Origin of the sequence: Pseudoalteromonas sp. APM04, from assembly GCF_022809815.1 — a bacterium.
GTDB lineage: Bacteria > Pseudomonadota > Gammaproteobacteria > Enterobacterales > Alteromonadaceae > Pseudoalteromonas > Pseudoalteromonas marina.
Map to the genome: position 1 here is coordinate 3,184,853 of NZ_CP094441.1, position 11,793 is coordinate 3,196,645.

Annotated in this window: 13 protein-coding genes and 1 pseudogene; 2 read left to right on the top strand and 12 right to left on the bottom strand. The window is 39.3% G+C overall.

From position 1 onward, the window contains the following. Window positions 1–42: 42 nt before the first annotated feature. The 7 genes and pseudogenes from MTP24_RS14705 to MTP24_RS14735 all read right to left on the bottom strand — a co-directional run bounded on the left by MTP24_RS14705 (window position 43) and on the right by MTP24_RS14735 (window position 4,168). Entirely contained in the window at window positions 43–339 is a 297-nt protein-coding gene (locus MTP24_RS14705) for a hypothetical protein (RefSeq protein WP_243531911.1), read from the bottom strand. 45 nt (window positions 340–384) lie between these two features. After that, the gene (locus tag MTP24_RS14710) at window positions 385–666 is read right to left on the bottom strand and encodes a hypothetical protein (RefSeq protein ID WP_243531912.1); all 282 of its coding nucleotides are present in this window, start codon (window positions 664–666) and stop codon (window positions 385–387) included. Window positions 667–790: 124 nt separating this feature from the next. After that, entirely contained in the window at window positions 791–1,078 is a 288-nt protein-coding gene (locus MTP24_RS14715) for a hypothetical protein (protein WP_243531915.1), read from the bottom strand. A 366-nt stretch (window positions 1,079–1,444) separates the two neighbouring features. Next, window positions 1,445–2,242, bottom strand: a complete 798-nt coding sequence (locus MTP24_RS14720) for an alpha/beta hydrolase (protein ID WP_006791277.1) — start codon at window positions 2,240–2,242, stop codon at window positions 1,445–1,447. A 169-nt stretch (window positions 2,243–2,411) separates the two neighbouring features. After that, window positions 2,412–2,774 (bottom strand): hypothetical protein, encoded by a 363-nt coding sequence (locus MTP24_RS14725; RefSeq protein ID WP_243531917.1) that lies wholly within the window; start codon window positions 2,772–2,774, stop codon window positions 2,412–2,414. Window positions 2,775–2,879: 105 nt separating this feature from the next. Further along, the gene (locus MTP24_RS14730; protein ID WP_008127096.1) at window positions 2,880–3,278 is read right to left on the bottom strand and encodes a hypothetical protein; all 399 of its coding nucleotides are present in this window, start codon (window positions 3,276–3,278) and stop codon (window positions 2,880–2,882) included. Between the two features lie 94 nt (window positions 3,279–3,372). Beyond that, window positions 3,373–4,168, bottom strand: a pseudogene (locus tag MTP24_RS14735) (trypsin-like serine protease). A 370-nt stretch (window positions 4,169–4,538) separates the two neighbouring features. On the opposite strand from MTP24_RS14735, the gene MTP24_RS14740 reads away from it, so the two are divergent. Together MTP24_RS14740 and MTP24_RS14745 are read left to right on the top strand one after the other, a co-directional pair. Continuing rightward, the gene (locus MTP24_RS14740; protein ID WP_243531919.1) at window positions 4,539–5,822 is read left to right on the top strand and encodes an aromatic amino acid transport family protein; all 1,284 of its coding nucleotides are present in this window, start codon (window positions 4,539–4,541) and stop codon (window positions 5,820–5,822) included. 127 nt (window positions 5,823–5,949) lie between these two features. Beyond that, complete coding sequence (locus MTP24_RS14745) at window positions 5,950–7,293, top strand: M24 family metallopeptidase (RefSeq protein ID WP_138740562.1); 1,344 nt, start codon at window positions 5,950–5,952, stop codon at window positions 7,291–7,293. A 61-nt stretch (window positions 7,294–7,354) separates the two neighbouring features. On the opposite strand, the gene speD is transcribed toward MTP24_RS14745, so the two are convergent. The 5 genes from speD to astA all read right to left on the bottom strand — a co-directional run bounded on the left by speD (window position 7,355) and on the right by astA (window position 11,738). Continuing rightward, window positions 7,355–8,167, bottom strand: coding sequence for an adenosylmethionine decarboxylase (gene speD, locus MTP24_RS14750; RefSeq protein WP_006791283.1), 813 nt, complete (start codon window positions 8,165–8,167; stop codon window positions 7,355–7,357). Between the two features lie 88 nt (window positions 8,168–8,255). After that, window positions 8,256–8,669: an OsmC family protein gene (locus MTP24_RS14755; protein WP_138740561.1), complete on the bottom strand. Its 414-nt coding sequence runs from the start codon at window positions 8,667–8,669 to the stop codon at window positions 8,256–8,258. 90 nt (window positions 8,670–8,759) lie between these two features. Further along, window positions 8,760–9,107 (bottom strand): DUF3802 family protein, encoded by a 348-nt coding sequence (locus MTP24_RS14760; protein ID WP_006791285.1) that lies wholly within the window; start codon window positions 9,105–9,107, stop codon window positions 8,760–8,762. Between the two features lie 129 nt (window positions 9,108–9,236). Beyond that, on the bottom strand, window positions 9,237–10,706 hold the full coding sequence (astD, locus tag MTP24_RS14765) for a succinylglutamate-semialdehyde dehydrogenase (protein ID WP_243531921.1): 1,470 nt from the start codon (window positions 10,704–10,706) through the stop codon (window positions 9,237–9,239). A gap of 15 nt (window positions 10,707–10,721) precedes the next feature. After that, window positions 10,722–11,738, bottom strand: coding sequence for an arginine N-succinyltransferase (astA, locus tag MTP24_RS14770; RefSeq protein ID WP_243531924.1), 1,017 nt, complete (start codon window positions 11,736–11,738; stop codon window positions 10,722–10,724). Window positions 11,739–11,793: the final 55 nt, after the last annotated feature.

Consider the following 11,793-nt stretch of genomic DNA (forward strand, 5'->3'; position numbering starts at 1 on the left):
GGGAGCATAAAGTAAAATACTTAGTAACGCTTAAGTTATTTGTTATGTAAAAGCTAACTTAATAAGCGCACTAAAGCATAGCAAAGTTATCAACAAACCAAGCGATAAAATAACCTTTTCCTTCAGGGTTTGCTCAGGCTTTTGGGCAAATACAAAAACAGTTCGGTAAAGTGTACTAGGCACTATTAAAACCAAGCCAATAAACGCAGGGAACATACACAATATGAAGCTATATGCAAAACCTGAATTTTCCATTTGGCCGAACATAGCGCTAAACCCAAACCAAATCATAGCAACTGCAAAAAACGCAACGCCTACTGAAATTGATAAAATTGCCATATATTGATCTCCCAAACATAAAGGCTATGGGTAAATATATTTTTTTTAAGAAATAAAGAAAGTAAAATAGCTACACGCACCGATAGCTATAATCAGCATAAAGAGCCGCTTTGTTAAATTACCTTCAGTAGGAGGTATTTCCTCACCGGTATATGGTGCATAAAGACTCCTTTTTAAAATAAATGCATATATATATCTATAACAAAAAGAAAATACAAACACGCAGAACAACAGCTTTTTTAATGACTCAAAACCTATAAAAAAAGCGGCTCCAAACACAAACCATATTATGCCGAAAAATATAACAATCACCTTCTTTTTATCCATGCGAACTCTCTTTACTGCCTTTGTTTTTATTTAAGTTCTGTACTTATAAACTTTAAATGCGTTTTAGTTAACTGATTTGGCGCTATTGTAGCCGGTGAAAATATAAGTAACGTTTTAGTCTTTATTAAATTGCAGTCTTAACGCTGGAATTCGTAGTCGGTAACCCTAACTTTTTGGCTATCGCCGCAAATTGAGCTTTTGTGTATGGCCCATAAACAAACTCCTTGTGTTCAGCAAACTTGTTATCTTTGATTTTATCAATATAGTAAAAAGCACAAGTTTTATGCGGACAAGCATAAACCGAAATATATTGCTCGTTAGACTTAATATTTATTGGTTCATCCAGTCGCCCAATATATGCGCCCTGACCAAGGCTGTAACCTAACCTTTTGGTACCGTCAATGTAATACACTTTATAAGGTTGCTCCTTCCAAATTGGAGAACACCCACTAAGAAGTAATGATATTAAAACTAAACATGTTCTCACACACTTCCCTGCATTCTAGTAACTTGCTCAAATTACACCCTTATAGTTAACATGAGCGTGTTCTTATTTTGTGAACATCTATTAGTAACAAACTGTGTAAGTGATTGCCAATTATAAAATTATATTAATCGAGGTATTTTACTATGTGTAAAAGAGTGCGGCATGAAGCAATACAGTGTTTTTAGCTTAAGGATAAAGGCAAAAGAATGACCGTTTCCAATTAACAAATGATGGCTGTTATACGTTTTTAAGACTTGCCATTGATTAAACGATTTTTAAGAGCTACAACCTTTATCGGTTTTGCTGGGCGATAAAAGCAAGCGAGTGCTGGTTGAATAAGTCAGGGCGTTCTACATTACAAACATGGCCGCAATGGTGAATAGTTTGCAGTACGCTGTTTTTATGGCGCTTTACCATTTCTTTAACAGGGCCAAGGAACATATGATCTTCTTTACCCATAATGTAAAGAATGGGAATATCGATGTCTTTTTCTTTGAAATACTGCATTAAAGGGTTTACATCCATGGCTAATTTAAACCATTTTATAAACTCCTTTTGGCACAAACGTTTTGCTTCACGAACAAACAAAAGCCGAGATTCTTTATGGCGCTTTTTGGGCATCATAATAAAAGCAAATAAACGGTATAGCCACATGTAAGGCAAGAAGTGCTTAAACGTATTACCTAAATAAACCAAGGTATTACTGCGAGTATTAAAGCGAGTTACCGCGCCACCTAGCACCATGCTAGAAACATATTGCGGCGCAATTTCAGCAATATTACGAATGAGTATTGTGCCCAATGAAATACCAACAAAGTGTGCGCTGGTGATATTGTTATGGTCTAACACATCAATAATATCTTTAGAGACGTTATTAAACGAATAATTATTATCAACAAAATTTTGTACTAAGTTATTTGATTTACCGTGACCACGAAGATCGAGCAACAATACATTGTATTCTTTTTTATAAGCTTTGAGCTGACGAAACCAAATTGCCGAACTTCCCCCAGCGCCATGGACAAATACAACCCATGTTTGACTGGTTTCGTGCGGAAAAATAGTATGAAAAAGAATGTCTGTGCTCATTGCTGTTAGCGGCCTATTTACTTCATTTGGCATATTCAATTGTAAGAAGTATAACGGAGTTTAATAAAAATCTCTCATTAAGTTCAGAACAATAGCGCCTACTTAACAACTTTTCGGAACAGGTTTTAATTTTTAAATAAAAACAAATAAGAACAACCTTTACCAATACTCAACGTATTTGAGGCGCTTGCCCATGAAAATTTAAGTACAGCTTTTTTAGTTTATCGGGAACAAGTGGCCAACCCATTTCAATTCCGATGGGAGTCGCTTTCCAAAACAAGTGCTCAACATAATAGGTATCTATGTATTCAAACTCGGCAGGGCTTGCAGTCTCTAGTTTTAGATTCATATATGACAAATACTTTAGGGCGTCGGCGTTTTTATTTTCGTTGAATGCAAACGTTGTTAAATTTGCAAGCTCCTCCATACGAAAAGCGAATTCACATTCTTCGTGTTTATCCATTAACGGTATGACATCTGGAAACTTAGATTGTATATCCTCAATAAATTGTCTTATTTCTTGGTCTGCCATATATTGCCTGTTAATACGTAGTCATTCACATGCCGATGTAAAATGTAAGCTAGATAAGGTTTCAGATACTTATATTAAAGCCACAGAAAGCCTTTCAATTTTGCTTTACTTGCCCTTGTTCAATGCATATATCGCCATTAATAGTGTCTTAGATTGAATAGAATTTTCTAGCTCTTCAGTTTCATCTAGACTAGAGGCAGTAGAAATATAACCTTTAAAAATAACATTATCACCCACCTCAACTACCTCTTTACCTTGAGCTTTTACAAAACTCGTTACCCAAATATTGTTGATAGATGGAGTTTTTAAATCCAACAAGTACAAGTTATTGTTGTTTACTGTAATGTGTTCTAATACTGTTCCCCCTAAAGCTGTTGCCTCTCCTTCATATTTTGCGTTTAACTCCCCATTATGAAATGGATTCTCATTAGCTTGATTTGCATACTTTCCAGCAAATGCTTGAATAGGTGTTAAAAACAATAAAATTAATAAATACTTTATCATCGGTTTATTCCTTAGTTAGGGTGTTTCTTGTTATGGGTTATAGATGTAAGTCATAGAGAGAGGCACAACCCTATTATTTATTATTTTTTGTTTGTTAGCGGCCCACAACATCTGTAATCCAATTGTAGTAACTAGATATTCTAGTTTGATAAGCAGTTGTACCATATAAACCGCCTTTAAATGCCGAAATATCTCCAGTTGCAAATTGCCAACTAGACAATCCCACTAGGGAGGGCTCACCGCTTTGATAAATGATAGAGGCGCCCCCGCTATCTCCAGAACCATGCATCCCTTCTAGAGGGAGCGCGTTGTGCGGTGAGTCAAATTTGAATGTCAGCCATTTGCCATTTGCCATTTGCGCTTTCTACAACATTTTGAAATTTATTTGGCTGATATAAATATTTAGTATCTAAATTTTCACCTGATAATCAATTTCCCATAGCACCTTTACCGAATACAGTTATGACTTTGCCTTTTTCGTCAGATTTTGAATAAATTGAAATTGGCTTAATGTCTAAAACAGGGCTGGATAGTTTTATTAAAGCAATATCACTGCTTGATTCCAAAACTTGCATAAGCGGCGCTAAGTCGCCACTAAGTATATTGTTGCTAGGTTTTACATATTCCGGATGGATATATACTTTGTCAATTTCATATTGTTTCGAACCGACGTTTAGCTTAGACCCTGCATAGTCGTGAAAGATAGTATGCGCTACTGTGACTACCCACTTTTCAGCAATAAGGACTCCATGGCCTTCCTGTGGCATATCGACAATATATTCTGGTATTTTTTCAACACGATAACTGTCTATTGGAACATCATGTCTCATGACCACTGCATAGGAACCGATGCAGTAAAAGGCCAATGCTATAAAAATGAAAAGTTTCATATCACTCCACAGTATAAATTGAGTAGATAACATTTTAACAAAAAACATTTTCATTACTTCCAGATGAAAACATCCTTATTTTATGAACACCTATTAATAACAAACCGTGTAAGTGTTTGCCAATTATAAATATTATATTTTAGCGAGTTACTTTACCGTGTAGAGAATAGTAAAACGTGTCATTACTACATTTTTAAACACCTTGTGCTGGCTTTGTTTACTTTTACACCGCTGTTTCGTATTCATGACACTTGGGGGCTATTTTAACGCAGTTAATTGCGGCTCTAGGGCGCTAAAAACATGAAAAAGTGGGCCAAAAACTATATCCTTCGGCGCGGTTATTATTATAAATAATGGACGGCACACACACATGACAACACCTTTAGATGCAACGCATTCAAATGCATCAACACACGCGCATTCAAGTGCAAATTCAAACGCAAAATCTAAATGGAACCTGCACGATACGCAGTGGACCTTAAGCCTTTTTGGTACCGCCGTTGGTGCGGGTATTTTATTTTTACCTATTAACATTGGTATTGGCGGTTTTTGGCCGCTGATTATTATGGCGTGTTTAGCGTTTCCGATGACCTTTTTAGCCCACCGTGGTTTAGCACGCTTTGTATTATCGTCTAAAAATAAGCATGCCGATTTTACCGATGTAGTTGAAGAACACTTTGGCGTTAATGCAGGGCGATTAATTTCATTGTTGTACTTTTTATCTATATTCCCTATTTTGCTTATTTACGGTGTGGGCTTAACCAACACGGTAGACAGCTTTATGGTAAACCAGCTGGGCATGGAGTCGCCGCCTCGCATAGTGCTTTCGGGTGTTTTGGTAGCCGGTATGATAAGCCTAATGATGGGTGGCGAGCGCCTAATGCTGCGCGCGTTTTCTATTTTGGTGTATCCGCTTGTGGGTATTTTGTTTTTTTTATCCTTGTATTTAATACCTAGCTGGCAAATGCCCGACATGAGCCTACCTGAAGTGGGTAACTTTGGTAAAACGCTGTGGTTATCTATTCCTATCATTGTGTTTTCGTTTAGCCATGCAGCGGCTATTTCAAGCTTTGTGCATGTACAACGCGAACACTATGACGACCTTGCTACACGCAAATCAGAAGCCATTTTAAAGCGCACAAGCTTACTGTTAATTGTGTTTGTATTGCTGTTTGTATTTTCGTGCGTGCTGTCGCTTACAGGTGAGCAGATGGCACAAGCAAAAGCCGATAATGTCTCGGTTTTATCGTACCTTGCTAACATTACCCATAACTCGTTTATTGCGACGCTTGGGCCTTTAGTTGCCTTTATTGCCATTACGTCGTCGTTTTTAGGTCACTTTTTAGGAGCCCGCGAAAGCTTTACAGGCTTGGTGACTAAGCAAACACAGCTTGGTGCTAAAACGGTAGATAAAATTGGCGTAGTTATTATGTTTTTTGCAATTTGGTTTTGTGCAGTTAAAAACCCAAGCATACTCGATATGATGGATCAGCTGTCGGGCCCTATTATTGCAATGATATTATTTATCATGCCTATGATTGCAGTTTATAAAGTACCGGCTCTGCATAAGTATCGTAACCGTTTAAGTACTTTGTTTGTGTTAGCGGTAGGTGCGCTTGCGGTATTTGCACTTATTTACAGCATGATTAAATAATATTCCTATTCATGCTAAAGCCCAGCGAGTTAGCTGGGCTTTTTTGTGTGCTGTTTATCTCAAAATGTTTTTTTATGACTGCTATTAAGGCATGTTATAAATTAACTAGCCTAAAAATAAAACAATTATGCACCTTACAAAACAACTCCTACTTTGCGTGAGCTTACTTACTACGCTTGTTTTAAGTCCCTTAGCTAAAGCCGATGGCGTGCCTGCTATTTTATCGATGAAAGAACGCGCTGCGTTTATAGATAATATAACCGAGCTTAGGGTAAACACATTAATGCCCAGCTTAATGAAGCAACACAACATCGATATGTGGCTGCTTATTAGCCGCGAATACAACGAAGATCCCATATTAAAAACAATGCTGCCAGCAACCTGGTTATCGGCAAGGCGTACCACCATTTTGCTCTTTGCCTTAAATGAACAAGGCAATGTGGATGCTTACGCTATTGCGCCCTATAAAATAGGTAACGTATTTACAAAAGGCTGGGACAAAAAGGCGCAGCCAAACCAGTGGCAAGCACTGAACGATATTATTGAACGCTACAACCCAGATAACATTGCACTCAATACGTCTACCGATTGGGGTCATGCCGACGGCTTAGTGCTAGGCGATTACAATACCTTAATGGCCAACTTACCTAGCGCTTATAAAAATAAAATAATATCGGCCGAGCCGCTGGCAGTTGCCTGGTTAGAGCAGCGTATTCCCCAAGAAATAGACATGTATAAACACATTGTTGCTATTGCGCACGCTATTATTGCCGAGGGTTTTTCAAGCAAAGTAATAACGGTGGGCAAAACAACCAGCGACGATTTAGTGTGGTGGTTTAGAGAGCGCGTAAAAGAGTTAAAACTGCAAACATGGTTTCACCCAAGTATTGCAATACAACGCGCCGACAGCCAATCGTTCGATCACGAAGACAGCTTTACTAATGGTTACGCCGATAACGTTATTCAAGCGGGTGACTTACTGCATGTCGATTTTGGTATTACGTACTTACGCTTAAATACCGACACCCAACAACATGCTTATGTTTTAAAGTCTGGCGAAACCAATGCGCCCGCTTACCTTGTTGATGCGCTTAAAAAAGGCAATAAACTACAAGACATTTTTACCGCTGAATTTGGCGAAGGTAAAACGGGTAATCAGGTATTAAAAGCCGCTCGCGAAAAAGCCATTGGCCAAGGTTTAAAACCCACTATTTATACGCACCCGCTTGGCTATCATGGTCATGCTGCGGGTACCACACTGGGTATGTGGGATTCACAACAGGGTGTACCCGGCGATGGCGACTACCCACTGCATTTAAATACCGCTTACTCTATTGAGCTTAACAATGCGGTGTTTATAAAACCATGGAATAAAGAAATACGCATAATGCTAGAAGAAGACGCTATTTTTGATAAAACCGGCGTGTGGTACTTAAACGGCCGACAATCCGAGTTGTTACTTGTTAAATAACCTAAACTCTGATGTAAGTGATTTATAGGTATATTTATTAACGCATACAAAAACGTGACTATTATTCTGTTTCTGGCAGGTTACGACCATAGAATATTTCTTGCATTTCACGGTTTAGCTTAGAGCGAATTTCTTCTTCTTCATCATCCGATAAATCAGTTGTAGAAAGACCAAACAAGTATGTGTTCAGGTCGGTTTCTTTTAACATCATTTTGGTATGGAACAGGTTTTCTTGATACACGTTTACGTCCATCATTTGGTACGCTTCTTTGGTATCGTCTGTCATGAAGTTTTGAATTGAGTTAATAGCGTGGTCAATGTAGTGCTTAACGCCGTTTACGTCGCGAGTAAAACCACGAACACGGTAGTCAATTGTTACCACGTCAGACTCTAAACTATGAATTAAAAAGTTTAATGCTTTAAGCGGCGAAATAATACCACACGTAGATACTTCAATATCAGCACGGAATGTACAAATACCATCATCAGGGTGAGCTTCTGGGTATGTGTGTACACAAATATGGCTTTTATCTAGGTGTGCAACCACTGAGTCAGGTAATGGGCCTGGTGCTTCGTCAGCATCGTAATTTTGCTGCTCTTCTACTGGCTCTTCCGAAACCAAAATAGTTACACTGGCGCCCTGTGGTTCATAATCTTGGCGTGCAACATTTAAAATATTGGCACCAATAATATCAACAACTTCACCTAAAATGTCGGTTAGTCTATCTGCACTGTACTGCTCATCGATATATTCAATATATTCTTTACGTTGTTGCTCGGTTTTTGCGTAGCAAATATCGTAAATACTAAAGCTTAAACTTTTGGTTAAATTGTTAAAGCCATGAAGTTTAAGTTTATCGAAGGGTTTGTTCATAATAAACCAACCTATAAATTAGTGAAATCTGCACCTGCAGAATGAAAAGTTCGCGGATTTTATACGAATTTTCCTTATGGAAAAAGCGTTATTTTACCTGTTCTTGCACAACTTCATGGCTATGAGTAATTTCTACTGTTTTATCAAGCATTAATGCTACCGAGCAATACTTTTCAGCAGACAAAGAAACAGCGCGTGCAAGGTGCTTTTCAGACACGTTTTTGCCTGTAACAACAAAATGTAAATTGATTTTAGTAAATACGCGAGGAGCGGTTTCGGCGCGTTCAGCACTCAATTGTACTTGGACGTCTGAAAAATTTTGTTTAGCTTTTTTTAAAATACCCACAACGTCAACCGATGAACAACAGCCAACCGACATCAACACCATTTCCATTGGGCTAGGTGCAGCACTATCGCTACCGGTATCAAATACTACGTTGTGATTAGAATTAGAACGACCTACAAACGTGTCGCCTTCGACCCACTTTACATTTGCTTGCATGTTTTTATCTCAAAAATATTTTTGTTGATTGTAAGCAAGTTGGCCGCAGTTGCAAACGAAAATGCGATACGCGGCACTATAAATTGAGGCTTAATACTGCTGCGAAACAGCGCTGTCGAAGAGATTTTTAATTAAGCTGGCAAATTCGTCAATAAACTCATGTTGCTCAACCGTAACAGGCTGTGACGTAATGCTGCTAAGCACTTCTTGTAAATCGTAAACAATGCCATCAACCTCGCGTACAATTAAGCTGCGCTGTTCTGTGTTGAGGTTTGTGTGCTGTTCACAAATTAGCATAACGTTTTCGGCAATAACATCTTCTATGAGTTCCATTACCGTTGGAGCGCCTGGTTTTATTACACCTGGCTTCTCAAACAATGCTAAATTTTGAGTTAGATACATGATTAAATCATCGTACCCTTGCCTATCTAAAACCATGATATTTACCACCTAATAATATTACTTACGCTGATTTAAGCAGAAAGCGCGGTTGATTGCTAGCTTTGTGATTTAAGCATACAAAAAAAGCAGCCGAAGCTGCTTTTATACTAATTAAGTATTATTAACTTAATCTATTTTTAAGCCTGGGCTTAATGTTGCTGGCATGGCTACTTTTTCAAGCTCTACTGAAGCTACAGGGTATGCACAGTAGTCAGCTGCGTAGTACGCGCTTGCTCTGTGATTGCCTGATGCGCCAATACCACCAAATGGTGCAGCGCTAGACGCACCCGTAATTGGGCGATTCCAGTTAACAATACCAGCACGAATACGACGTAAAAAGTGGTCGTAATCAGCTTGGCTGTCACTGAGTAAGCCTGCTGATAAACCAAAGCTTGTGTCGTTTGCTTTATCAATTGCGCTGTCAAAGTCGTCAAAGCGGAATACTTTTAAAAGTGGGCCAAAATGCTCTTCATCTGGGAAGTCGCCAATTGCTGAACACTCAATAATACCTGGCGTTACAAAACCGGTATTTGCTGTGTGCTCTAGTTCTACAAGGACCTTACCGCCAAGCTCAACAAGCTCGCGTTGTGCTTTAACCATACCCGCTGCTGCCGCTGATGAGATCATAGAGCCCATAAATGGCTGATCTTCATCGTCGTAGTTGCCTACTTTAATGGCTTTAGTTGCAGTAATTAGGCGCTCTAATATTGCATCGCCTTTACTACCTGTTGGTAAAAATAACTTACGAGCACAGGTACAACGCTGACCGCTCGAGATAAATGCTGATTGCACAATATCGTGAACAACGGCTTTAGTATCTTCAACATCAGTAATAATAAGCGGATTATTACCGCCCATTTCGAGAGCTAAAATTTTACCCGGCTGGCCTGCAAACTGTTCATGTAAAATATGACCTGTGCGCGATGAACCAGTAAAGAACAAGCCATCAATGCCTTTATGAGCAGCAAGGGCTTTACCCGTTTCAACTTCACCTTGAACAAGGTTAATAACGCCTGCTGGTAAACCCGCTTTTTCCCACAATTTAAGGGTAAGCTCAGCCACTTTTGGTGTTAGTTCAGACGGTTTAAATACAACCGTATTACCCGCTAGTAACGCTGGCACAATATGGCCGTTTGGTAAGTGGCCCGGAAAATTATACGGGCCAAATACTGCTACAACACCGTGTGGCTTGTGGCGAATCATCGCGCGGCCCAATGGCATTGCATTTTCAACATCGCCCGTGCGCTCTAAAAATGCTTTTTCTGAAATGGCAATTTTACCAACCATCGCACCCGCTTCAGTGCGTGTTTCCCATAGTGGCTTACCTGTTTCTTGTGCAATGGTGATTGCAAGCTCTTCACTGTTTTCTTTTAATTGTGCTGCGAATGCTTTTACTATTTCTAAACGCTCAGTAAAGCTTTTATCAGCCCATGCGTAAAACGCTTCACGCGCAGCGCCAACAGCTGCATCAACTTGCTCTGCAGTGGCTGATGGTGCTTGCCAAATAACATCGTTATTTGCTGGGTTTACTGAGTTAAATTCTGAGCCTTGGCCTTGTGACCATTGACCATTAATAAATTGTGCAGGATGAGTCATATACTTTCTCCTAAATTAAACTGGGGTTGCGCTAACAGTATCGCCCGTTTGTAATTGCAGGGCGTCGGCTACTTGTTGTGATAACACAACGGTTTTAGCGCGTTCGTCGAAACTCATTGATGCAACGGTCGCTCTGAAGTTTTCGAGCTTGTCGTTTGCTAATAACACCATGGTGTTGCCCGTTTGCTCACCAATTTCAACAATAAAGTCGTGTGAGTTACGTACTGTAGCTATATTATCTACTTTTGCTTCAACTGTTGGACCTGCGTCAAAAATATCGACGTAGCCGTTAAACGTGAAGCCTTCGCTTTTTAATAATTCAATCGCTGGGCGAGTATTGTTGTGAACTTGACCGATTACCGCTTGCGCATCTTTACTCAATAAATTGACGTAAATTGGGTATTTAGGCATTAGTTCAGCAATAAATACTTTTTGGCCAATACCCGTTAAGTAATCTGCTGTTGGGAAGTCCATTGAGAAAAAGTGTTCTTCTAACCACTTCCAAAACGGGCTATTGCCGTTTTCATCAGACACACCGCGCATTTCTGCAATAACGGTTTCTGCAAAGCGTGCTTGGTGTTGTTTAATAAACATAAAGCGTGCTTTAGACAGCAGTTTGCCGTTACAGTTTTTGCGATAGCCGTCTTTCAAAAACAAGGTGCACAGCTCTGTTGCGCCAGTGTAGTCGTTACATAGCGTTAAAATATCTACCGCTTTGTAAACATCTAGTGTGCGCGAAGAGTGAATCACTTTACTTAAATGGTAATGATAAAACGCATCATCTAGGCCCACAGCTGCTTCTATAGCCGAGGTACCTACTACTTCACCTGTTTCGCTATCTTCAAGAACAAACAAGTAGCCTTCGTCACCGGGTTGTGACGTTTGTTTAGCAAATGAGCTTACTGAATGGTCAATCTTCTTTTGTAATAGCTCTTCGTTTAAAGGCAAAGATGTAAAACCATGGCCCGATTCGTGGGCGATTGTCAGTAATGCTGAATAATCATTTTGCTGGATTGGGCGAAGGATCATCATGAGTCCGCTTGCTCCCTTATAAATAACGGTAAATAAAATTCGTAGGGCAAACAAT

Coding starts and splice junctions, on each gene's coding strand:
- MTP24_RS14730 (WP_008127096.1), bottom strand. CDS start 3,278: ATGATAAAGTATTTATTAATTTTATTGTTTTTAACACCTATTCAAGCA.
- MTP24_RS14725 (WP_243531917.1), bottom strand. CDS start 2,774: ATGGCAGACCAAGAAATAAGACAATTTATTGAGGATATACAATCTAAG.
- MTP24_RS14745 (WP_138740562.1), top strand. CDS start 5,950: ATGCACCTTACAAAACAACTCCTACTTTGCGTGAGCTTACTTACTACG.
- astA (WP_243531924.1), bottom strand. CDS start 11,738: ATGATGATCCTTCGCCCAATCCAGCAAAATGATTATTCAGCATTACTG.
- speD (WP_006791283.1), bottom strand. CDS start 8,167: ATGAACAAACCCTTCGATAAACTTAAACTTCATGGCTTTAACAATTTA.
- MTP24_RS14760 (WP_006791285.1), bottom strand. CDS start 9,107: ATGGTTTTAGATAGGCAAGGGTACGATGATTTAATCATGTATCTAACT.
- MTP24_RS14755 (WP_138740561.1), bottom strand. CDS start 8,669: ATGCAAGCAAATGTAAAGTGGGTCGAAGGCGACACGTTTGTAGGTCGT.
- astD (WP_243531921.1), bottom strand. CDS start 10,706: ATGACTCATCCTGCACAATTTATTAATGGTCAATGGTCACAAGGCCAA.
- MTP24_RS14740 (WP_243531919.1), top strand. CDS start 4,539: ATGACAACACCTTTAGATGCAACGCATTCAAATGCATCAACACACGCG.
- MTP24_RS14710 (WP_243531912.1), bottom strand. CDS start 666: ATGGATAAAAAGAAGGTGATTGTTATATTTTTCGGCATAATATGGTTT.
- MTP24_RS14705 (WP_243531911.1), bottom strand. CDS start 339: ATGGCAATTTTATCAATTTCAGTAGGCGTTGCGTTTTTTGCAGTTGCT.
- MTP24_RS14720 (WP_006791277.1), bottom strand. CDS start 2,242: ATGAGCACAGACATTCTTTTTCATACTATTTTTCCGCACGAAACCAGT.